Annotated in this window: 18 protein-coding genes; 13 read left to right on the top strand and 5 right to left on the bottom strand. The window is 62.7% G+C overall.

The window, feature by feature from the left end; translation table 11 throughout:
• Positions 1-18: 18 nt before the first annotated feature.
• Together tssK and KSS97_RS12210 are read right to left on the bottom strand one after the other, a co-directional pair.
• Positions 19-1,350 (bottom strand): type VI secretion system baseplate subunit TssK, encoded by a 1,332-nt coding sequence (tssK, locus tag KSS97_RS12215; RefSeq protein WP_217861741.1) that lies wholly within the window; start codon positions 1,348-1,350, stop codon positions 19-21.
• 50 nt (positions 1,351-1,400) lie between these two features.
• Entirely contained in the window at positions 1,401-1,859 is a 459-nt protein-coding gene (locus KSS97_RS12210; RefSeq protein ID WP_217861740.1) for a type VI secretion protein, read from the bottom strand.
• A 224-nt stretch (positions 1,860-2,083) separates the two neighbouring features.
• Here KSS97_RS12210 and tssB point away from each other — a divergent pair, with 224 nt between their 5' ends.
• From tssB to KSS97_RS12160, 10 genes are all read left to right on the top strand, one after another.
• Complete coding sequence (gene tssB, locus KSS97_RS12205) at positions 2,084-2,644, top strand: type VI secretion system contractile sheath small subunit (RefSeq protein ID WP_030142659.1); 561 nt, start codon at positions 2,084-2,086, stop codon at positions 2,642-2,644.
• A gap of 30 nt (positions 2,645-2,674) precedes the next feature.
• Positions 2,675-4,156 carry a type VI secretion system contractile sheath large subunit gene (gene tssC / locus KSS97_RS12200; RefSeq protein WP_030142660.1) on the top strand — a complete coding sequence of 494 codons (1,482 nt, stop codon included), beginning with the start codon at positions 2,675-2,677 and terminating at the stop codon, positions 4,154-4,156.
• A 205-nt stretch (positions 4,157-4,361) separates the two neighbouring features.
• Positions 4,362-4,859 (top strand): Hcp family type VI secretion system effector, encoded by a 498-nt coding sequence (locus tag KSS97_RS12195; RefSeq protein WP_030142661.1) that lies wholly within the window; start codon positions 4,362-4,364, stop codon positions 4,857-4,859.
• 12 nt (positions 4,860-4,871) lie between these two features.
• Positions 4,872-5,315, top strand: coding sequence for a type VI secretion system baseplate subunit TssE (gene tssE, locus KSS97_RS12190; RefSeq protein ID WP_198797466.1), 444 nt, complete (start codon positions 4,872-4,874; stop codon positions 5,313-5,315).
• Positions 5,299-7,089 carry a type VI secretion system baseplate subunit TssF gene (tssF, locus tag KSS97_RS12185; protein ID WP_217861739.1) on the top strand — a complete coding sequence of 597 codons (1,791 nt, stop codon included), beginning with the start codon at positions 5,299-5,301 and terminating at the stop codon, positions 7,087-7,089. Before tssE ends, tssF begins: the two co-directional genes overlap by 17 nt.
• Positions 7,053-8,078: a type VI secretion system baseplate subunit TssG gene (gene tssG / locus KSS97_RS12180; protein WP_217861738.1), complete on the top strand. Its 1,026-nt coding sequence runs from the start codon at positions 7,053-7,055 to the stop codon at positions 8,076-8,078. Before tssF ends, tssG begins: the two co-directional genes overlap by 37 nt.
• Before the next feature lies 1 nt (position 8,079).
• The gene (gene tssH / locus KSS97_RS12175) at positions 8,080-10,623 is read left to right on the top strand and encodes a type VI secretion system ATPase TssH (RefSeq protein ID WP_030142665.1); all 2,544 of its coding nucleotides are present in this window, start codon (positions 8,080-8,082) and stop codon (positions 10,621-10,623) included.
• Positions 10,624-10,677: 54 nt separating this feature from the next.
• Entirely contained in the window at positions 10,678-11,718 is a 1,041-nt protein-coding gene (locus tag KSS97_RS12170) for a LirA/MavJ family T4SS effector (RefSeq protein WP_217861737.1), read from the top strand.
• 48 nt (positions 11,719-11,766) lie between these two features.
• A complete protein-coding gene (locus tag KSS97_RS12165) occupies positions 11,767-13,776 on the top strand; it encodes a type VI secretion system Vgr family protein (RefSeq protein WP_217861736.1) in 2,010 nt (669 codons plus the stop codon).
• A gap of 12 nt (positions 13,777-13,788) precedes the next feature.
• Positions 13,789-14,331 carry a toxin-antitoxin system YwqK family antitoxin gene (locus tag KSS97_RS12160; RefSeq protein ID WP_217861735.1) on the top strand — a complete coding sequence of 181 codons (543 nt, stop codon included), beginning with the start codon at positions 13,789-13,791 and terminating at the stop codon, positions 14,329-14,331.
• Positions 14,332-14,473: 142 nt separating this feature from the next.
• Here KSS97_RS12160 and KSS97_RS12155 read toward each other — a convergent pair whose 3' ends face one another.
• Complete coding sequence (locus KSS97_RS12155) at positions 14,474-14,869, bottom strand: DUF4280 domain-containing protein (RefSeq protein WP_198797462.1); 396 nt, start codon at positions 14,867-14,869, stop codon at positions 14,474-14,476.
• Positions 14,870-15,066: 197 nt separating this feature from the next.
• On the opposite strand from KSS97_RS12155, the gene KSS97_RS12150 reads away from it, so the two are divergent.
• From KSS97_RS12150 to KSS97_RS12140, 3 genes are all read left to right on the top strand, one after another.
• Positions 15,067-16,134, top strand: coding sequence for a phosphotransferase family protein (locus tag KSS97_RS12150; protein ID WP_217861734.1), 1,068 nt, complete (start codon positions 15,067-15,069; stop codon positions 16,132-16,134).
• A 24-nt stretch (positions 16,135-16,158) separates the two neighbouring features.
• Positions 16,159-16,926: an SDR family oxidoreductase gene (locus KSS97_RS12145; RefSeq protein WP_003180553.1), complete on the top strand. Its 768-nt coding sequence runs from the start codon at positions 16,159-16,161 to the stop codon at positions 16,924-16,926.
• A 220-nt stretch (positions 16,927-17,146) separates the two neighbouring features.
• On the top strand, positions 17,147-18,259 hold the full coding sequence (locus tag KSS97_RS12140) for a Gfo/Idh/MocA family protein (protein WP_198797460.1): 1,113 nt from the start codon (positions 17,147-17,149) through the stop codon (positions 18,257-18,259).
• A gap of 159 nt (positions 18,260-18,418) precedes the next feature.
• Here the strand turns inward: KSS97_RS12140 and KSS97_RS12135 are convergent, their stop codons facing one another.
• Together KSS97_RS12135 and KSS97_RS12130 are read right to left on the bottom strand one after the other, a co-directional pair.
• Positions 18,419-19,849, bottom strand: coding sequence for an FAD/NAD(P)-binding protein (locus KSS97_RS12135; protein WP_217861733.1), 1,431 nt, complete (start codon positions 19,847-19,849; stop codon positions 18,419-18,421).
• A 676-nt stretch (positions 19,850-20,525) separates the two neighbouring features.
• Positions 20,526-21,089 carry a helix-turn-helix domain-containing protein gene (locus KSS97_RS12130; protein ID WP_018612737.1) on the bottom strand — a complete coding sequence of 188 codons (564 nt, stop codon included), beginning with the start codon at positions 21,087-21,089 and terminating at the stop codon, positions 20,526-20,528.
• Positions 21,090-21,101: the final 12 nt, after the last annotated feature.

The raw sequence follows: 21,101 nt of genomic DNA, 5'->3' as shown, positions 1-21,101 counted from the left end.
ACAGCTCCCCTTTTGCGATCAGGCACTTTCACTGGCTTGCGCCACGAACAACACCACTTGCCACGGACTGCTGGCCTGGGCCGAAGCCGGCGCCACGATGTGCAGCGGCAGTTGGCCGTCGAACCATTGCCCGCTCGCGGCCACCACAAACAAACGGGTGTCGTCACCGACGCTGTAGGCCACCTGCTCGTTGCGGCTCATGGCCTGGTGCGGCAAACCGCTCATGCGTTGGCGGCTCAGCAGCGCAATGTGGGGCGCCGACGCGATGATCGCGCCGCGCAACCATTCGGCCGCCGCTTGTTCGCCGGCGCCGTTGGGCATGCGCAAACCGATCACCAGGCGTTGATTCGGCTGGTCGTCAGGCAACTGGATCGAGAAGACCTGCTCGTTGCGCTCGAACGCCAGGCTTCGGTAACCGGCGCGGACCAGTTCCAGGGTGGTTTCCAGCCAGTCGAGCAGCGGCTCGTAGCCGCGCTGCAACTCGACAAAATCCAACGGCGCGAAAGCCGGGACGCCCGCCAGCGGATCGAGGGCCGACCAGCTCCCGGCCAGCCCGAGCAGCAAACCGTAGAGGGCCTGGGGCGTCGCCACCCGGGTATTCAACATGCCTTCGACCTCCGGCAAGCGCGCCCACAGGGCCGTCAACTGCCGACGGATCTCCATGGCATCGTCCTGGTTGCCAGCCGCCTGGGCCTGACGCAAGCGACCGGCGAGGAACATGCACTTTTCCCTGGTCCTCGCGCACACCCCGGCCACCCGCCGACCGAGGGCCGATTCCGGCAGCAGGATCGGCGTTGGCGGCGTATACGGCACACGCCAGAAACCGCCGCCCTCCTTGCGGATACGCAGTAATGGCAGGCAGATCGAATCAGCCTTGCTCAGTTGCGTGCACAGCCTCGGGTTGGGGCGCCAAACCGTGATCGATTCGGGGAATTCGCCGCTGGTGAGGTCTGGCAAAGCCTCGCCGACCACCGATTGCAAGCGCCCCTTGAGCGGTAGTAATTGCCCGGCGCGCCATAGCGGGCTCACCGCGAGGTACACGGTCACCGTGGCGTCGTCGGTCTTGTCGATCGCCTCGCTGACGTCCAGTTCCAGCATTGGCCCGATACCGGCTTGCAGATTGACCGGCAAGCCGTCCGGCAAGGTGCCTTGCAATTGCAGCAGGCGTACCTGGCCGGCACTCAGAGCCGAAGGATCGACTTCCAACTGGCTGACGCCCCAGAACCAAGGGTTGCAAGCCCCGGCAAAATGCGCGGCGAGTGCCTCGGCGCGCAGCCCTTGCAACTGAAAATGCTGGGGCAACAGTTGCATGCCCTCGTGCCAGCACACCGCGTCAGGTAACAGGCTCATACGACTCCCTTCGACATCCCAAATCGCCGCGCAAGGCGGCCCGCGGTCACTCAAGGCTGCTTGTGCCGGTCGTCATTCACGAGGGTCATCTCGCGGCTGTCGAACTTCAGCCAGGCCTCGTGCTGATCGTCCAGCCGAAGCCGGTGGGCTCCCGGAGTGTTATAGCTGGCGAAGACCAAAAGTCCAGCGGCGCGCCGGCCCTCCAGCGGGAAGGGTTGGCGGTCGATGAATTGCCCCGGGACCAGCTCCAGCCCCCACACCGACATGAGCTGGCGATAGTCGCGCTGGAATTGTTCGCGCTCGGCAAACCACTGGCTGGCGGTGATGCCCGACAGCTGCTTGAGCAGGTCCGGGTCGTTCACCGCGATGAAATCCACGGCGATCGGCGTGTCGTCGTTGGCCCGAGGCGCGACGTCCAGGGTCAGGCTGTCGAGGTCGACGCTGGGGGCGAACAACGAACAACCGGTGAGCGCCAGGCTGAAAAAAAATCCATAAAAAAACGCACGCAAAATGAATCTTCCTTTTCTCAGCGGTCAAAAATTGTTTTTGCTTGCATTTTTATAGACCTGTTCTAGCGTCTTGGATAGTTCGACCCACACAGTCGAATGGACCAGGTTCGTCAAGGGAATGACAGGTTTTCTGCCGTCCATTTGCAACCTGCGGATCAGCAAGGGAATGCGATGAGCGGGACTCCCGATGCATTGCTTCCACACCTGCATCGGAGTCGGCCGCCATGGCAGAAAGTACCCAGCACAAGCTCGACAGAGTCCGTCCTCCCCGCGTCCAGATCACCTATGACGTGGAAATCGGCAACGCTATCGAGAAAAAAGAACTGCCACTGGTCGTCGGCATTCTGGCCGACCTCTCGGGCAAGCCATTGGAGCCGCTGCCCAAGCTCAACGAGCGGCGCTTCACCGAGATCGATCGGGATAATTTCAACGAGGTGCTCGCCTCCATCTCCCCCCGCGCCACGCTCCAGGTGAACAACACCCTCAGCGGCGACGACAGCAAGCTCAACATCGAACTCAACTTCCGTCACATCGACGACTTCGACCCGGTCAAGGTTGTCGAGCAAGTCACGCCGTTGCGCCGCTTGTTCGAAGCGCGGCAGCGCCTGCGGGACTTGCTGACCAAGCTCGACGGTAACGATGACCTGGACAAGCTGCTGCGTGACGTGATCGCCAACACCGAAGGCCTGCAGGAGATCAAGTCGGCCCGGCCCCAAGACGCGACGCAAGAACTGCCGACCGTCGCCGCCAACGATGACCCTGCCCCAGCCGAACCACAGGCCTGATCGCGCGCCTCATTCAAGGGAGATAAAGCCATGCCTGCTTCATCCAGCGCTCAAACCAGCGAGAGCACGACCCAGACCCTGTCCCTGTTGGACAAGATCATCGCCGAAGGCCGCATGGCCCACGACGACAGCCAGCAAGACTATGCCCGCGACATGCTGGCCGAATTCGCCACCCAGGTCCTCGACGAAGGCATGGCCATCGACAAGGACACCGTGGCCATGATCAACGACCGCATCAGTCAGATCGACGAGTTGATCAGCGCCCAACTCAACGAAGTCCTGCACCACCCCGACCTGCAGAAACTCGAAGCCTCCTGGCGCGGCCTGCACCTGCTGGTGCAGAACACCGAAACCAGCACCCGCCTTAAATTGCGCCTGCTCAACGTCACCCAGAAAGAACTGCAGAACGACTTGGAAAAAGCCGTCGAATTCGACCAGAGCGCCTTGTTCAAGAAAATCTACGAAGAAGAATACGGCACCTTCGGCGGGCACCCGTTCAGCTTGCTGGTGGGCGACTACACCTTCGGCCGGCACCCGCAGGACATCGGCCTGTTGGAAAAACTCTCGAACGTCGCCGCCGCCGCGCACGCGCCGTTCATTGCCGCCGCCAGCCCACGTTTGTTCGACATGACCAGCTTCACCGAACTGGCGATCCCCCGAGACCTGTCGAAAATCTTCGAAAGCCAGGAGCTGATCAAGTGGCGCGCCTTCCGTGAAAGTGAAGACTCGCGCTACGTGTCCCTGGTGCTGCCGCACTTCCTGCTGCGCCTGCCATACGGCCCGGACACGCTGCCGGTGGAGGGCATCAACTACGTCGAGGACGTCAACGGCACCGACCACAGCAAATACCTGTGGGGCAACGCTGCCTGGACCCTGGCGCAACGCATCACCGAAGCCTTCGCAAAATATGGCTGGTGCGCGGCCATTCGCGGAGCCGAGGGCGGTGGCGCGGTCGAAGGCCTGCCGGCCCATACCTTCCGCACCAGTTCCGGGGATCTGTCGCTCAAATGCCCGACCGAAGTGGCGATCACCGACCGTCGTGAAAAGGAACTCAACGACCTGGGCTTCATCTCCCTGTGCCACAAGAAAAACAGCGACGTGGCGGTGTTCTTCGGCGGCCAGACCACCAACAAGGCCAAGCTCTACAACACCAACGAGGCCAACGCCAATGCGCGGATCTCGGCGATGTTGCCATACGTGCTGGCGGCCTCGCGTTTCGCCCATTACCTGAAGGTGATCATGCGCGACAAGGTCGGCAGTTTCATGACCCGCGACAATGTGCAGACGTACCTCAACAACTGGATCGCCGACTACGTGCTGATCAACGACAACGCGCCGCAAGAGATCAAGGCGCAGTACCCGTTGCGCGAAGCCCGGGTGGACGTGACGGAGGTGGCGGGCAAGCCAGGCGCCTACAAGGCCACGGTGTTCTTGCGGCCGCACTTCCAACTGGAGGAGTTGACTGCCTCGATCCGTTTGGTGGCGACCCTGCCGCCGCCCGTCGCTGCCTGACCAATAAAACCTGTGGCGAGAACGCTCGTTGTGGCGAGGGGATTTATCCCCGTTGGGCTGCGCAGCAGCCCCCTAAGCGGTCAACTCAATCTGCCTGACACACCGGGTTGTCAGGTTTAGGGCCGCTTCGCGCCCCAACGGGGATAAATCCCCTCGCCACAGGTTTTGCGTTGAACAACCCACTCGAATTCAGGAGTTCCACACAATGGATGCAATCATTCTCGACCTCGGCGGCGACATCAAGGGCGACAGCCTGCTGGAGGGTTTCACGGACAAGATCGAGGTCATGTCCTACAGCCATAACGTGGCCATGCAGGTCACCAACGACGTCAGCAACTCGGAGCGTACCTCTGGCCGGCCGCACATCGGCGAATTCACCCTGACCAAATTCGTCGACAGCTCCACCCCGTCGCTCAATGAGTATTGCTGCGCCGGCAAGCCGATCCCGCAAGCCGTCGTCACCGTCGGCCGCAACGCCGCCGAGGGCAGCGGCAAACTCATGCCGTTCATCATCTACACCCTGACCAACGTCGTGCTGTCCAACGTCAGTGTCAGCGGCGGCACCGGTGGCAAACCGGTGGAAACCCTGTCGCTGAACTTCACCAAGATCAAATGGGAGCTCACCGCGCAGAAAGACGACGGCACCAAGGAAGGCACGGCAGGCACGACCTGGGACCTGGCCGCCAACAAAATGACCAAGTAAGGAGCCGCGCCCATGGCAGGCTTCGGGCTGCGCCCGCCCCTGTTCGAACGCCTGGCCAGCCCGGCGGACGACAGCGGGCGGGCGTTCGACCGGCAGGCATTGCAAGACTCGGTGCATGCCGAACTGTCGCGCCTGTTCAATACCCGCCGCGGCCCACGGGCGCTGACCGAGCCACCGAGCATCCTCGACTACGGCATCGCCGACTGGACCGCGCTGCAACAGCAGCGCAGCGATGACCGTCGCCAACTGACCCGGGAGATCCGCCAGGCCATCACCCACTTCGAACCGCGCCTGCGCCTGGGCGAGGTCGAGGTCTGCCCGGTGCCGGGCCATCCGCAGCAACTGTGCATACGGCTGCTGGGCGAGCTGCGGGGCGACCTGCATGCCTGGCCCGTGGCCTTTGTCATCGAGCACGCCGGCGACGGCCTTGAGGTGCGCCATGAGCGACTCGATTGACCCGCAACTGTTGGACTATTACCAACGCGAACTGACCTGGTTGCGGCATGCCGGGAGCCTGTTCGCCGAGCGCTACCCCAAGGTCGCCCGGCGCCTGGAGTTGTCCCCCGGCGAATGCCCCGATCCGCATGTCGAGCGCCTGCTGGAGGGTTTCGCCCTGTTGGCTGCACGCTTGCAACGCCGGCTGGACGACGACTACGCCGAATTCAGTGATGCCCTGCTCGAACAGCTTTATCCGTTGGCCATGCGACCCCTGCCGTCGTGCGCCATCGTGCAGTTCGAGCCCGACCCCAGCAAAGGCAATTTGAACGAGGGCTACCCCCTGCCCCGCGACACGCCGTTGTTCGTCACGACGGACAAAGGCCAGAGCATTCATTTTCGGACCACCGCCGCCGTGCATTTGTGGCCGGTGGAAATCAGCGAGGCATTGCTGCTGGGCAGCGACGAAACCCAGGCGCTGACCGGAGTGGTCCGGGGCCGCTCGGCCTTGCGCCTGGAGCTGCGGTGCCTGGGCGAAAGCCAGTGGTCGACACTGGGAATCGACTCGCTGCGGGTACACCTGGCAGCGTCACCGATCATCAACGCCGGGCTGTGCGATTTGCTGGGCGCGCACGCCATCGAGGTCCTGGCTGGTGCGCCGGGCAGCGCGCCGGAGTCGCTGACAGGCTTGCCACAGATCGTCGGCTTCGCCAGTGACCAGGTCTTGCTGCCGGATGAAGACGGCGTGCATCCTGGCATGCGTCTGCTGGCCGAGTACTTTGCCTTCCCGGATAAATTCGGCTTCTTCGACCTGCCACTGGCCGGTGCCACCAGCGACGGCCCGTCGTTGTACCTGTACATCGTTTTCGACCGCCCTCCCACCAGCCGCCTGCCACTCCAGGCCAGCGACATCGCCCTGGGCTGCACGCCCGTGATCAACCTGTTTCCCAGGACTTCCGAGCCGCTGCGCCCGGATGGCACTCGCAGCGAGTACCGGCTGGTGGCCGACAGTCATCGGGAAAACAGCGTCGAGATCCACAGCATCCGTGGCATGCGCGCCATGTCCAGCCAGGGCGTGCGCAAAGTGCCGGCCTATTACGGCAGCCAGCATGGCAGCGACCAAACCTGCTATTGGCATGCACGACGGGTCAGTGGCATGAGCCCGAACCGATTGGGCACCGACTTGATGGTCAGCCTGGTGGACACCCAGTTCGACCCGCTGGCCGAAACCCGCGACTACAGCCTCACCGCCGAACTGCTGTGCACCAATCGCCACCTGGCCCAGAGCCTGCCGGCCGGCACCCCGCTGGGTTTCGAGCGTCCGGGGCCGGTGGCCTGGGCGCGCCTGCGCAACCCACCCAGCCCGCAAAGCCTGCCGCGCCTGGACGGTGAATCGCGCTGGCGGCTGGTGTCGCAACTGACCCTCAATCATCTGTCACTGGTTGAAGGCCCCCAGGCACTGGACGCACTGCGGGAGATTCTTCAATTGCACAACCTGCGGGACGAGGCCAGCGCCCATCGCCAGATCGAAGGGGTATCCGGGCTGAGTTGCGAGCGGGTCATCGCCCACGTCGGCGGAGACGCCTGGCGCGGCTGGCGCAACGGCCTGGAGGTGCGCCTGCAACTGGATCCGCAACACTTCGTCGGCAGCAGCGCGGTGCTGTTTTCCGGGGTGCTGGCGCAGTTCTTTTCCCTTTACGCCACCGCCAATCGCTTCGTGCGCACCGTGCTGGTCCAGTCCGACAAGGAGGTCAAGACATGGCAACCCCAAGCCGGCAAACCCCTGGTGCTCTGAACCTGAGCGAGCGACTGCGGCGCGACCCGCAGCGCTTCGAATGGCTCCAGGCCTTGCTGTTGCTCGAACGTGAACATCCCCAGGCCGAGCCCCTGGGCAGCGGCACCGCGCCGCACGCCGAAGCCTTGCGTCTGCGCGGGCCGTTGACGCCGCTGTTCGCCGCCAGTGAAGTCGAGAGTCTGAGCCAGGAACCCGGCCTGCCGCCAACCCTGGCCACGCCGATCTTCGGCCTCGGCGGCCCGGACGGTCCGCTGCCCTACGCCTACCAGGAATGGCTGCAACAACGGGCGCGGGCGAAGGACCATGCGCCAGCGGAATTCCTCGACCTGTTCCAGCATCGCTTGCTCAGCCTGCTCTACAAGGTGATGCGCAAACACCGCATCGCCCTGGGGTTCACGGCCCCAGGCGCATCGGCCGTACACGCGCAAATGCGTGCATTGACCGGCTTGCTGCCCAAGGCCTTGCAGGAACGCCAGGCCGCACCCGACTCGTCCGTCCTGGCCTGCACCGCGTTGTATGCCGATGGCCGCCGCTCCCTGGCTGGATTCGCAGCGATTGTCCGTGAGCAGTTCGGCTTGCCGGTAGAGTTAAGCGCCTATGAAGGTGGCTGGCGGGAAATCCCGCCCGCCAGCCGCAGTCGCTTGCAGCCAGGCGGACGCAACCTGCGCCTTGGCCGCAACGCGGTGGCCGGCACTCGGGTCTGGGACGAACACGCCGGCGTGCGCCTGACGCTGGGACCGCTGAGCGCGACCCAGGCCAACGGCTTGCTGCCCAACGGCGAAACCCATCCGCTGCTCGCCAGCCTTTATGCGCTGTATTTCGGCCCTGACCTGGATTGCACCCTGGTGCTGCTGGTCCGTGGTGCCGGGCCGCTGCAACTGGGCCGCCAGGCAGCGCCACGGTTGAACTGGAACGGCGGCCTGCAACGCCAGCCGAGCCTGGCCATGCAACGCATCGAAACCCGCCTTCGTCAGCTGGAGATTGCCTGAAATGGAACTGGCCAGCCTGATCGGACGCCTCAACCCGGACAATCGCCGAGCCCTGGAAAGGGCCGCGCAACGTTGCCTGCAACGCAGCCACCACTACGTGGAAATCGAACACCTGCTGTTGGAATTGCTGGACATCGAAGGCGGAGACTTCGCCTGCCTGTTGCCGCGCTTCGGTCTTGAACGTGATGCGGTGGCGGCGGAAACCAACAAGGCGCTGGACTTGTTCAAATCCGGCAGCACCCGCACGCCTGCCCTGTCGGCGCAAACCATCGGCCTGTTGGAAGATGCCGTGGTCCAGGCCAGCGTGTTGGGCCTGGACAGCATCCGCTCCGGGCTTTTACTGCTGGCACTGCTGGACCGTGATGAGCGCCGCAGCCTGCTGCTCAACAGCGCCTCGTCCCTGCTGCGCATCCCCCGCGATGCCCTGCGCACCCACCTATTGGAATGGACCGAAAGCTCCCGTGAGCATGTCGCTGGCATGCGCCCGGCCAAACCCGGCGAGCCTCCCCAGAAACAGGACCCGGTCCTGGACCAGTACACCCAGGACCTGACCGCAGACGCAAGGGCCGGGCGCATCGACCCCATCGTCGGCCGCGACGGCGAGATCCGCCAATGCATCGACATCCTGCTCCGACGTCGGCAGAACAACCCGATCCTGGTGGGCGCGCCGGGTGTCGGCAAGACCGCCGTGGTGGAGGGCCTGGCCCTGCGCATCGCTGCCGGGGATGTGCCGCCGTCGTTGCAGGAAGTCACGCTGCGGGTCCTCGACCTCGGCCTGTTGCAAGCCGGCGCGGGCGTCAAGGGCGAGTTCGAACAGCGCCTCAAGGGCGTGATCGATGCGGTCCGCAGCGCGGAAAAACCGATCATCCTGTTCATCGACGAAGCCCATACGCTGATTGGCGCGGGCGGTGCCGAGGGTGGCAGCGACGCGGCCAATTTGCTAAAGCCAGCCCTGGCCCGGGGCGAGTTGCGCACCCTGGCCGCCACAACCTGGCTGGAGTACAAGAAGTACTTCGAGAAAGACCCGGCCCTGGCCCGCCGCTTCCAGTTGGTCCAGGTCGAAGAGCCGGACGAGCTCACCGCCGTTGAAATGCTCCGTGGCGTGGCGAGCAAACTGGAACAGCACCACGGCGTGCAGGTGCTGGACGCAGCCATCCATGAGGCAGTGAAGCTGTCCCACCGCTATATCTCCGGGCGCCAGTTGCCGGACAAAGCCATCAGCGTGCTGGACACCGCCTGCGCCCGGGTCGCCCTCGGCCAGCACGACGTACCGCCGCCGCTGGAAAGCCTGCGCCATCGGCAGAACAGCCTCAAGGATGAAGTCGAACGCCTGCGCCGGGAACAGGCCACCGGACTGGACCATCGCGAGCGCATCACCCTGCTGGAGGGCGAGTCGGCCAGCAACGTGCAGGCCATCCGCGAACTGGAAACCCGTTGGGGCGAAGAACGCGAGGCCGTGCGCGAACTGCTCGACACCCGCCGCGAACTGCTCGCCTTGAGCGAGCGCGCCGACAGTGAAAAAGCCGACACCGAGATTGATAACCGAATCGACCACCTGGCCGCCGAACTGCTGCGCCTGGAGGCCGGCCTCGATGCCATTCGCCAGGACGACCCGCTGGTGCCCGAACAGGTGGACAGCAAGACCGTCGCCGCGGTGATCGCCGGCTGGACCGGCATCCCGGTCGGCAAGATGCTCGCCGACGAAGCCCACGCCGTGCGCACCCTCGGCCAACGCATGGGCCAGCGAGTCATGGGCCAGGGCACCGCGCTGAACACCATCGCCCAACGCCTGCAAGCCTACCGCGCCGGCCTCACCGACCCGCAGAAACCGGTCGGCGTGTTTTTGTTGGTGGGTCCCACCGGCGTGGGCAAGACCGAAACCGCCTACGCCCTGGCCGATGCCTTGTACGGCGGTGAACGCAACCTGATCAGCATCAACCTCTCGGAGTACCAGGAAGCCCACACCGTCAGCCAACTCAAGGGCGCCCCGCCCGGCTACGTCGGCTATGGCAGCGGCGGCGTGCTCACCGAAGCGGTGCGGCGCAAGCCCTATTCCGTGGTGCTACTGGATGAAATCGAAAAGGCCCACCCGGACGTGCTCGAAGCCTTCTACAACGTTTTCGACAAAGGCCTGATGGAAGACGGCACCGGCCTGGTGGTGGACTTCAAGAACACGGTGATGCTCGCCACCAGCAACGTCGGTGCCGAACTGCTGCTGGATACGCCGGTCGCGCAGTTGGGCAGCGATGCCTTCAACGAAGCGTTGCACAAGGTGTTGCTGCAAGCGTTCCGTCCGGCGTTTTTGGCGCGGATGACGGTGGTGGCGTACCGGCCGCTGGATGAAGCGACGCTGGAAGGGATCGTGCTGGCGAAGCTGGAGAAATTGCGCGGGCGCTACAAGGCCGCGACGGGCAAGCAGTTCGAGTTCGACGCCGGGATCGTCAAGGCGGTATTGGCCAAGTGCAGCGCCGCCGGGGCGCGGGATGTCGAGAACGTGCTGATGACGCAGGTGACGGGGAAGTTGGCGGAGTGGGTGTTGGAGTAAGGATCGACAAAAAACGGTTTGCAAATAACCCAAAGGGCATAGAGGGAACGCATGATGGCCAACACAGTATTTGCTAACGCGGCAGAAGCCGAAGTCAGTTTAAGAGCCAACAACTTTCGCTTTACCAAATTCGCAAACGGCGAGCGTAAAACGGCTCCGGCGCCGCTGGATGATGCTCTTTTCTATACTGCCTACTCACATATCGCGGCTTTCCTTTGCAATGACCTTCATTTCCAAACCAGTCTGACCGAGGTCTCTGCAAAGATCTGGGAACATTATCGAAGACTAACCCCGATGACGCCGAACAAGTTTACCCGGGCAATGGGGCTGGTCGCCGCCCAGTATGGATTTCAGTACCACGAAGGTTTACGTAACGATACCTCGGAGCGAGGGCTGCCCATCGCCGTGCGCCTGATCGGGGGCGATCGCTTCCTTGGCCAACTGCTACGCGCCAGTCTGTTCTGGAAAGACAGTATGGATGGCCGACATGGCGAACATACCCACAGCTTGCAATGGCTGGCCATTGCCAACGGTCTATTGGGCACAGTGGCGGAGATCCCACGCCTGTATAGCTACACCGCCGATTATCGAGCACCTTCGCAAAGCGATAAGCCGGGTAAGCCGTCCCTGTTTCTCTGGCAATGGCTGGCGGATTGCTTTCCAACTGACTTGAATGGATATGCCACCGAGAAGTTCATTAACGATGAAACCCTCGAATCGCAAAGCTACCGGGCGCCGCAAGTCATCAGTGATTACTTGTTCGGGAAACATCCCAGGACCGAACAGCCGATTCCAGGGCATTTTGTTTCCAATTATCTATTTCACCGTTATAGAAATCGGGAATGGCTGCAGACCAAGGAACAGTTCAACGCCGCCAGCGGAGAAAACGAGACAGTCATCACGAAGTGGTTTACCGGTTCCATACAGACTGATGCCAAAGCTAGCGCGCCGGCTCATCGGTGGGGGCCAGCATACAAAAATGACGCGCGCCTAGTTCGTAATGCCGCAGCGGAAATAGACAAATTAAAAGAAAAAAAGCCACAGGCCATCAATAGTTTTTTTCATGGGAAGTCGGGAAAGCTCTGGTTTGGTTAGTTAAATATCGTCTAGCCAGGAATCTAGTCTATGCCTTGAGGCTGCTCCATGCCCCGTACCGTCGACATCAACACCACCCTATCCCTCACCGCCAGCTCGCTGTCGGCGCTCTACCCTGACTCATTGTCCGGCGAAGAGCGCCTCAACGCGCTGGGCTCGCACATCCTCAACGGTCTCAACGACGGCGCCTCGCTTGACCTCACCACGGCTGTCGCCAGCCATGTGACCACCACGTTGCACAAGGACGCCTTGCTGCGCCCGCTGGATTGGCTGGTAGCCGAGATCCGCCAACTGCCAGCCGACGCCACCGCCGAGCGATATCAACTCCTGCTGCGTCCATGGCTCTGGTGGTTGAGCCTGGCCAGCAACAATCGGGTGTTCCAGAACCTCGCCACGTCGGACATCGTCACCACGATTTTCAAGGCCCACGGCTTCACGGACTTCCAGCTCAAGCTCACCGGCAGCTACGCACCCCGTGAGTACTGCGTGCAATACGGCGAAACCGACCTGGCCTTCGTGTCGCGCCTGCTGGAAGAGGACGGGATTTTCTGGTTCTTCAGCCATGAAGACGGCAAGCACACCCTGGTCCTGGCCGACAGCAACGACGCCTTCGCGCCCATCCCCAATGGGCCGACGGTGAATTATCTCGGGCAGAAACTGGGGGAACGCGAGCTGCACGGCATCCGCTCAGGCCAGGTCTGCCTGCAAGCGGTGGCCGGGGTTTACCAGGCCACCGATTATGAGTTCACCACGCCGACAACATCGCTCTTCAGCCAGGCCGAAGCCGTGGCCGGGCCGAGTTCGATGTACGAACATCCGGGCAGCTATACCGCCAAGGCCCAGGGCGACGCGTTGACCAAACAGCGGGTGGACGGCCTGCGCAGCCAAGAGAAACGCTTCGTCGGCGAAAGCGATTGTCGCTGGCTGGTGCCGGGCTATTGGTTCACCCTCGCCGGTCATGAAGATGCGACGTTGAATATCGATTGGCTGGTGACGGCGGTCAGCCATGAGGCCAGCCACGACAGCTACCGCAACCGCTTCGAAGCGATCCCCAAGGCCACCGCCTACCGACCGGCTCGCATCACGCCCAAACCGCGCATGCACACCCAGACGGCGCTGGTGGTGGGCAAGGCCGGCGAAGAAATCTGGACAGACGAATATGGCCGGATCAAATTGCAGTTCCCCTGGGATCGCACCGGCAAGAACGACGAGGCCTCCTCCTGCTGGGTGCGCGTGGTCCTGCCCTGGAGTGGCAAGGGCTTTGGCATGCAATTCGTACCGCGTATCGGCCAGGAAGTCATCGTCACCTTCATCGACGGCGACCCGGACCGCCCCTTGGTCACCGGTTGCGTCTACAACGGCGACAATGCCCTGCCCTACGCGCTCCCAGCGAACCAGACCCAGTCCGGGATCAAGACGAACTCGTCCAAGGGCGGTGGCGGTTTCAACGAGCTGCGGTTTGAAGACAAGAAGGACGCCGAAGAGGTGTTTCTCCAGGCGCAAAAGGACTTCAACATCAACGTGCTCAACGACACCACCGCCACCGTCGGCCACGATGAAACCCTCACGGTGCAGAACGCCCGAACTCGCACGGTGAAGGACGGCGACGAAACCGTCACGCTGGAGAAAGGCAAGCGCAGCGTGACCATCCAGACCGGCAGCGACAGCCTCGACGTGAAGGACACCCGCACCGTGACCGTGGGCTCGGACCAGACCCACAGCACCGGCGGCAACTACGATCACAAAGTCACCGGCAATTACAGCCTGACGGTGGATGGCAACCTGACCATCAAGGTCAGCGGCACCCTCACCCTGCAAAGCGGCGGCAGCTTCGCCATCAAGAGCGGCGCGGACCTGGCCGCCCAGGCCAGCACGTCCATCAGCCAGAAGGCCGGCACGGACCTGAGCAACCAGGCGGGGACATCCTTGGAAAACAAGGCCGGCACCACCCTGACCAACGACGCCGGCATCAGCCTGGTGAACAAGGCCGCCGCCGAACAGACCGTGGACGGTGGCGGCATGCTGACCATCAAGGGCGGCCTGGTGAAGGTCAACTGAGGAAGCGCGGCCATGGCCTCGAAGAAACTGGACGTGGAACGTGACGACAGCCAACTGAAGGGGCAACTGATCGATGGCAAGCTCGACGGCCCGTTGCAAATTGAAGAAGCACAGCGCCCGCAAGCGACACTTAACTACAGCCAGGGTGAACTGGAAGGCACCAGCACGTTGTATCACCCCAATGGCAAGATCTCGGCCGTATTGCCGTTCGTGAAGGGCAAACTGCACGGCGTGGCGAGCTTCCATGCGGCCGAGGGCGGCTTGCAACGCCAGGCCACGTACCGCCGTGGGTTGTTGCACGGTGAGGCGAGCAACTACTTTCCAGACGGGCAACTGGCCGAGGCCGAGTTCTATCGCGACGGCGTGCGTGACGGTCATTATCGGCGCCTGCACCCCAACGGCAGCCCGGCAGTAGAAGCCCGTTACCTCAACGGCCAACTGCTGGAACCGGCCCAGGCCTATGCCGAAGACGGCCGGCCATTGGATGCCGGGGGCAAGCCGATCTCCCGGGTGCGCTGGTGGTTCAGGCGCTGGAATGATCCGGCGCAGGCATAACGATTGTCTTGCCTCTCCCCCTGTGGGAGCGAGCTTGCTCGCGATGACGCCAACACATCCAACATCACCACCCACTGACCCACCACTATCGCGAGCAAGCTCGCTCCCACAGGGGGCGGTGCAATGCCTGCAAGATTGCCGATCAGGGGATGAGCATCTGCACCTGCCCTGGCACGACGATCTTGATCACCCCGGCCCAGGTACACATCAAGGTGCTGTTGGCATCGATGGCCGGCATGTTGCCGAGCAACAGGGTTGGGGCGCCGCCGGGGATCCATGGGGCCGCGGTGGCCGGGATGCAGGGCATGGGGGTCAGCACGCCGAGTGCCGCCGCGGTGGCGGCGGCCACGGTCGGGTTCGCCAAGCTCTGGCACATACCGAACGTGGTGACGTTCACCAAGGGTATGTGATCCATGATATTCGCCGCCGGCATTCCGCCGGTCAGCAGGCGATTGACCGGGAGCACATTGAGCACCGCCGGGGCTGCGCCGAAGCTGCATTGCAGGGTCGCGGTGCTACAGACTTGCGGGCATCCCATCGCGATTTGCTCCTTGGAAGCGGCAGTCTCCACACCATAGCGCGCCCCCGCCCACTGCGCACGGCGCGATGCATCAAGCCCGCTGATTATCCAGCAACACGCTAACCTATAAGACCCCGGCGTGCTTGTGACGCCTCCCACGCGCCATTAGATTAGCCAATGATCGATGGCCTCCAAAATAAGCAGAAGGGATAAGCATGGCAGTGACTGATCAGTCCACCCGCGTGCGCGACGGTGAAGAACTCGATGCCAACCTGATCGACCCGTACCTCAAGGCCCACATTCCTGGCTTGACCGGTACGCCGGTGATCAGCCAGTTTCCCGGTGGCGCGTCGAACCTGACGTACCTGCTGGAATACCCCGAGCAGGAGTTCGTCCTGCGCCGGCCACCGTTCGGCCACAAGGCCAAGTCGGCCCACGACATGGGCCGTGAGTTCCGCATCCTCAATCAACTGCGCGAAGGTTTCCCGTACTGCCCCAAAGCCTACGTGCACTGCACCGACGAGTCGGTGATGGGCGCCGAGTTCTACGTGATGGAACGGGTCAAGGGCATCATCCTGCGCGCCGAGCTGCCGCCGGAACTGGGCTTCGACGCCGCCCGCACCGAAGCACTGTGCAAGAGCTTCATCGACCGGCTCGTCGAGCTGCACCGCGTCGACTACAACGCCTGTGGCCTGGCTGACCTGGGCAAGCCCGAAGGCTACGTGGCGCGGCAGATCCGTGGCTGGAGCGAGCGCTACGAAAAAGCCCTGACCCCCGATGCGCCCAAGTGGGAGGCGGTCAAGGCCTGGCTCAACGACAAGATGCCCGTCGATCATCCGACATCAAGCATCGTCCACAACGACTACCGCTTCGACAATGTCATCCTCGACCCGGACAACCCGATGCAGATCATCGGTGTGCTGGATTGGGAACTGACCACCCTCGGCGATCCGCTGATGGACCTGGGCAACAGCCTGGCCTACTGGATCGAGGCCAACGACCCGGCACCGGTGCAACTGATGCGCCGTCAGCCAAGCCACGCGCCGGGCATGCTGACCCGCCGCGAATTCGTCGATTACTACGCCGAGCGCGCCGGAATCCGCATCGACAACTTCGACTTCTACTACACCTACGGACTGTTCCGCCTGGCCGGTATCGTCCAGCAGATCTACTACCGCTTCTTCCATGGCCAGACCCAGGACAAACGCTTCGCGCAGTTCGTTCAGATGAACAAACTGCTGGAGCAGATGAGCCTGCAGGTCATCGGCAAATCCACGCTCTGAGCGCACCTATAACAAGGAAACAGCATGTCCAAGACCCAGTTGTTCGACCTCGACGGTAAAATCGCTTTCGTTTCCGGCGCCAGCCGTGGCATCGGCGAAGCCATCGCCAAACTGCTGGCCCAGCAAGGCGCCCACGTGATCGTTTCGAGCCGCAAGCTCGACGGTTGCCAGCACGTCGCCGATGCGATCATCGCCGCTGGCGGCAAGGCCACCGCCATCGCCTGCCACATCGGCGAGATGGAACAGATCAGCCAAGTGTTCGCCGGTATCCGCGAGCAGTTCGGGCGCCTGGACATCCTCGTGAACAACGCCGCCACCAACCCGCAGTTCTGCAACGTGCTGGACACCGACCTGGGTGCGTTCCAGAAAACCGTCGACGTGAACATCCGCGGTTACTTCTTCATGTCGGTGGAAGCCGGCAAGCTGATGCGCGAGAACGGCGGCGGCAGCATCATCAACGTGGCGTCGATCAACGGCATCTCGCCGGGCATCTTCCAGGGCATCTACTCGGTGACCAAGGCCGCGGTGATCAACATGACCAAGGTCTTTGCCAAGGAGTGCGCGCAGTTCGGCATCCGTTGCAACGCCCTGTTGCCGGGCCTGACCGACACCAAGTTCGCCTCGGCGCTGGTGAAGAACGACGCCATCCTGAAGACCGCCCTGGCGCAAATCCCCCTCAAGCGCGTGGCCGACCCGAGCGAAATGGCCGGCGCGGTGCTGTACCTGGCCAGCGATGCGTCGAGCTACACCACGGGCGTGGCGTTGAATGTGGATGGTGGGTTCCTTTCCTGACAGTGAGCCCTGTGAAAGACCCTGTGGGAGCGAGCTTGCTCGCGATAGCGCTGCATCAGTCAGCACTTGTGTAACTGATGCAGCGCTATCGCGAGCAAGCTCGCTCCCACAGGGGATCTTCAATGCTCGCACATTGAATATTTATTCCAATATTTGCAATTAGAGAATATTTATTCCATAAAGAGCCCTTCTGACAATAAAAACTCAAAGGGCTCTTCTCATGCGTGAACTCGGCATCGGTCTGATTGGCACCGGCTTCATGGGCCGCGCCCATGCCTTGGCGTTCCATAATGCCAAGGCGGTGTTCGACCTTCCCCTGAACCTGACGCTCGCGGCCTTGGCCGACGCCGATCCGCAGCGTGCCCGCCAGTGCGCCCAGAGCTGGGGATTCGAAACGGCCCACAGCGACTGGCAACGGCTGATCGATGACCCGAAGGTTCATCTGGTCGCCATCACTACCCCCAACCACCTGCATTTCCCGATGGCCATGGCCGCGCTAGCGGCGGGCAAACCGGTGTACTGCGAAAAGCCCCTGGCGGTCTCCCTGGAACAGGCCGAGCAGATGCGCCAGGCAGCCAAGGCTGCTGGCGTGGTAACACGGGTCGGTTACAACTACCAGCACAACCCGATCATCCAGTTGGCGCGTGACATGATCCAACGCGGCGAACTGGGGCGGATCATCAGTTTCCAGGGCGAATTCAGCGAAGATTTCATGGCCGAACCGACCTCACCGTGGTCATGGCGTTGCGAAGCGAGCCATGCCGGCGGCGCACTGGCGGACCTGGGCAGCCACTTGCTGGCCATGGCCCGGCACTTGTTGGGCGATGTCGAAGCGGTGTGCGCCGACAGCCAGACCGTGCACAACCAACGCCCTGCCAGCGTAGGCAATGCCGAACAACGCGCCATTGCGGTCGATGACCAGGTCCACGCGCTGCTGCGTTTCGCCAACGGTGCCCGGGGCACGGTGAGCAGCAGTTGGCTCAAGCATGGCTACAAGAATCACCTGAGTTTCGAGATCAGCGGCACCCTCGGCACCCTGGCGTTCGATCAGGAACGACTGAACGAACTGCGCGTCTGCCGCGCCGGCCAGCCCGGCTTCCAGCGTTTGCTGGCCGGCCCGGATCTGCCCGGCTATGCCGCGTTCAGCCCAGCCGCCGGGCACCAGTTGGGCTACAACGAATTGAAGACATTGGAAGTGCAGGAACTGATCATGGCGCTCGCCGGCGAAGGCGCCAGCGGGACGGACTTCGAAGAGGCCTGGGAAGTGGAGCGGCTGGCGGCGGCGATTCGGGTGGCGGCGCGGGAGGAGCGTTGGGTGAGGGTGAGCGAATAGTCACGGCCCGCTGCTGACCTGCTTTTGTGGCGAGGGGATTTATCCCCGTTGGGCCGCGGAGCGGCCCTGAAATATACCTGACACACCGAGGCGTCAGGTCTTAGGGGCGCTTCGCACCCCAGCGGGGATAAATCCCCTCGCCACAGGATGTGTCTTGCTTCAACGCTGGGCTTGGAGTTCAGCCAACCGCCCCGCCAGCGCCTTGGCCTGGCTCGCAACATCAGTCACTGCAGTGCTTTCCCACCACATCCCCCGCAACGGCGGACCCATGGCGAACAGGCGGCTGGCCGGTTCGCCTTGGGCGTCCAACACTGCGCCGTCGGGACGGGCGGCGATGCCCAACGCTAGCGGACCGGGCTGGACCAACTCTCGCGCCAACAACTGCTGCGGCAACGGCCGGGCAACCCGACGCCAGTCATATTCAATGCCGCTGGAGTTGATCAACGCGGCGCCCTGCACCACTTCCAGTCCAGCCTCGCCCCGTCGGCGAATGTTGATTGCCACCGACCCTTCGCCAGACGATACAAGCCCCTTGTACGAAGCCGCCTGAATCCGCAGCCGCCCTTCCCCATGCAAACGCGCCACCAGTTCCGCGCTCAACGGCGGCGAGCGATGATGATGACTCTCCCACCACGGCCGCACATGCCGCACGAACTGCCGGCGCTGTACATCGCTGGCCTGATTCCACAAACGCCCGATATGGGCGCGCACCGTGTCCAGCGGCGCCTGCCAATCGATGCCCTGGGCTTGGGCCTGGCGGCATTGCTCACGCAGGGCTCGCATCAACTGGCGTGGCGAACGCAGGGTGTGATCTTCGGCGAGGAAATCCACCCAGGCCGGTGGTTGGCGGCGCACATGGGGCAGCAGGCCGTGGCGGGAAAACACTTCGATCGGCCCGCGATGCCCAGCCTGTTCCAAAGACACCACGGCATCGACCATGGTCAGCCCCGAGCCGATGATCAACACCGTGGACTGCGGATCGAGCTGGCGCATGGCGGCTACATCCCAGGGATCCAGCGCCGCCGCGTTCAAGCCGCTCGATTCAGTTTGTGGGGTTCGCGCCGCCGGAAACATGCCGGTGGCGAGCACGGCAAAGCGTCCCTGCAGGACTTGTCCATCGCCGAGTGTCACTCGTACGGCATCATCGATGACCTGCAAATCGACGGCCTCTGCGCGCACGTGCTCCGCCACCGAACCATTACGCGCGCCAAGCGCACGAGCCTCGGCCAACCGTTGTTGTGCGTAGAGGCCGAATATTCCACGGGGCGGGAACAACTCGCTGATGGGCACGTGTTGCTGATCCGACTCGGGCCAGCCTCCGGCCTTGATGAACGCGGTGAGCCATTGGGTCAAGTCATCGGCGTTGTCCGGGTCGACACTCATGCGGGCCGCGTTTCCATTCAAGGTATGGCCCAGTTCCACGGCACTGTACGCCTCGCCCCGGCCCAACTCGCTACGCGGCTCGACAATCAGCACTTCGCGCCGGCCCGGCAAGCGCAGCAATTGCGCAGCGAGCATGGCACCACTCAAGCCACCGCCGATGATCAAGACATCGGCGGAACGGGAAATCGAGGTTGGCACTTCAGTCATCGAACGCTTCCGCCGTGAAAACAGCCTGCACCCAGGTCGGTTATCGTTCGCGTCTCATGGGACCAGGGGCGCCAAGCAACGAAACGACGAGACGCTACCTTACTGCCATCGCCTGATGCTCCGGAAGCGTTCTTTGGTAGCAAACGAGTGACAGCTGTTTATAACTCGGCCAGCAGCCGATGACGGAGGGATAACCTGCGCGTTGGACTTTCAAGTCACAACGGCATATTCCCGCAACGGAGAGTCGTACAGATCATTGTTTTGGATCTGAACCACGTACTTCAACCGTACCCAACTTCCTGGCGCCAAGGAGTAGTCCCAACAAAGCATGTGCCAACACACCTCCCTCTCCTCCAGCAAGTCCTGAGTGATGACCATTGGCGAGCTGAAGAACTCGCCCAAGGGTGTATAGAGATGAAAGTTGATTCTATCCCCCGGCTCGGCGGTCCCTGGAATGGGTGCGATAACCTTGCAGTCGTCGAGAAGATCGCAAGGCACGCATCCGTTCAAGGCTCGCTTTATTCGAGGCGGTAGAAACATTGGATCTACCTGCGCAAACGCCACCCCGTCTTTGGTTTCCATCGTAAGAATTTCGGTGTATTGATCGGCTTTTGATAATAAAAAACCTGTCCACAAGCAGCTACTGTCAGATCTGACAGGTACATGCAATGGGAACTTAGATCACCACATTGCGCACAAACCGCGCCGCCACCGGACCATCGTTGCGATAGGCATGGGGCTGGTTGCTGGCAAACATGAAGAACTCACCGACGCCTATGCGGCGCTCCTCGCTGCCCAGCAGCAACGTCAGGCAGCCTTCGAATACATAAAGCTGTTCGCTCCATCCATCTGCGTCGCACTCGGAATGGTAATGCTCGCCCGGCTCCAGCCGCCATTCCCAGAGTTCTACCTCACGGCTGGCGGTGGCCTTGGCGAGCAACACAGCTTTGCTGCCCGGGATCACACCGGCCCAGACCAGTTCGTTGATTCGGCTCGGATCGCGGGCTTCGGGGGCCTGGATCAAATCGCTGAAAGCCACATCCAAGGCTTCGGCAACCCGGTCCAGCGTCGTCAAGCTGACGTTCTTTTCGCCGGCCTCGATGGCCACCAGCATCCGTCGGCTGACTCCCGACAGTTCGGCCAGCGCCGTCTGGCTGAGTTCGGCCGCATGCCGCAGACGACGGACGTTTTGGCTGACGTGTTGCAGGACGGAGGCCCGTTGGCCGGATTCTTTGTGCACTATATTGCTCAC

The organism is Pseudomonas alvandae, from assembly GCF_019141525.1.
Classification (GTDB): domain Bacteria; phylum Pseudomonadota; class Gammaproteobacteria; order Pseudomonadales; family Pseudomonadaceae; genus Aquipseudomonas; species Aquipseudomonas alvandae.
Note: the sequence above shows the minus strand (reverse complement) of the source record. Positions and strands in the feature narration are given on the sequence as shown.

Coding starts and splice junctions, on each gene's coding strand:
- tssK (WP_217861741.1), bottom strand. CDS start 1,350: ATGAGCCTGTTACCTGACGCGGTGTGCTGGCACGAGGGCATGCAACTG.
- tssB (WP_030142659.1), top strand. CDS start 2,084: ATGGCAGAAAGTACCCAGCACAAGCTCGACAGAGTCCGTCCTCCCCGC.
- tssC (WP_030142660.1), top strand. CDS start 2,675: ATGCCTGCTTCATCCAGCGCTCAAACCAGCGAGAGCACGACCCAGACC.
- KSS97_RS12195 (WP_030142661.1), top strand. CDS start 4,362: ATGGATGCAATCATTCTCGACCTCGGCGGCGACATCAAGGGCGACAGC.
- tssE (WP_198797466.1), top strand. CDS start 4,872: ATGGCAGGCTTCGGGCTGCGCCCGCCCCTGTTCGAACGCCTGGCCAGC.
- tssF (WP_217861739.1), top strand. CDS start 5,299: ATGAGCGACTCGATTGACCCGCAACTGTTGGACTATTACCAACGCGAA.
- tssG (WP_217861738.1), top strand. CDS start 7,053: ATGGCAACCCCAAGCCGGCAAACCCCTGGTGCTCTGAACCTGAGCGAG.
- tssH (WP_030142665.1), top strand. CDS start 8,080: ATGGAACTGGCCAGCCTGATCGGACGCCTCAACCCGGACAATCGCCGA.
- KSS97_RS12170 (WP_217861737.1), top strand. CDS start 10,678: ATGGCCAACACAGTATTTGCTAACGCGGCAGAAGCCGAAGTCAGTTTA.
- KSS97_RS12165 (WP_217861736.1), top strand. CDS start 11,767: ATGCCCCGTACCGTCGACATCAACACCACCCTATCCCTCACCGCCAGC.
- KSS97_RS12160 (WP_217861735.1), top strand. CDS start 13,789: ATGGCCTCGAAGAAACTGGACGTGGAACGTGACGACAGCCAACTGAAG.
- KSS97_RS12155 (WP_198797462.1), bottom strand. CDS start 14,869: ATGGGATGCCCGCAAGTCTGTAGCACCGCGACCCTGCAATGCAGCTTC.
- KSS97_RS12150 (WP_217861734.1), top strand. CDS start 15,067: ATGGCAGTGACTGATCAGTCCACCCGCGTGCGCGACGGTGAAGAACTC.
- KSS97_RS12145 (WP_003180553.1), top strand. CDS start 16,159: ATGTCCAAGACCCAGTTGTTCGACCTCGACGGTAAAATCGCTTTCGTT.
- KSS97_RS12140 (WP_198797460.1), top strand. CDS start 17,147: ATGCGTGAACTCGGCATCGGTCTGATTGGCACCGGCTTCATGGGCCGC.
- KSS97_RS12135 (WP_217861733.1), bottom strand. CDS start 19,849: ATGACTGAAGTGCCAACCTCGATTTCCCGTTCCGCCGATGTCTTGATC.